1 protein-coding gene is annotated in these 384 nt (G+C 51.8%); it reads right to left on the bottom strand.

The features are described 5' to 3' along the window. Positions 1-384 (bottom strand): flagellar basal body P-ring protein FlgI (locus tag J0A66_RS21980; RefSeq protein WP_206575975.1); only part of this gene is annotated, 384 nt, incomplete at both ends.

The following is a 384-nucleotide window of genomic DNA, read 5'->3' as shown; positions in this document are numbered from 1 at the left end:
AGGCTGGCTGGCGCCTTCCGTCTCGGTAATAGTGATCGTCAAGTTGCCATGACTGACTGCTGCCCGTTTTACTCTGACCGCGTCATTCATTACCACTGTGCCGGTACGGCTGTTAAACACCACTTTGGGTCTGCTACTGCCCAGCTCCACATTGATGTCCTGCAACATTGACATAAAGGTATTGAGGTCGTTTGGGTCTCTGGGAGCACTGAGGGTAAGCTGTCCCCAGTTTTGCGCTTTCGCCACATCCGGGCCGAACACTTTATTCACTGCGCTGACAATATTTCTGGCCGTTTGATAGTTTGGTGCTTTCAAATTAAGCACCACTTCGCCAGAGGCCTGCTGGCGATCTAATATGGCCCGTTCCACAATAGCACCATTGGG

This window comes from Bowmanella dokdonensis (assembly GCF_017254865.1).
Taxonomy (GTDB): domain Bacteria; phylum Pseudomonadota; class Gammaproteobacteria; order Enterobacterales; family Alteromonadaceae; genus Bowmanella; species Bowmanella dokdonensis.
This window is presented reverse-complemented; position numbering and strand designations above follow the sequence as displayed.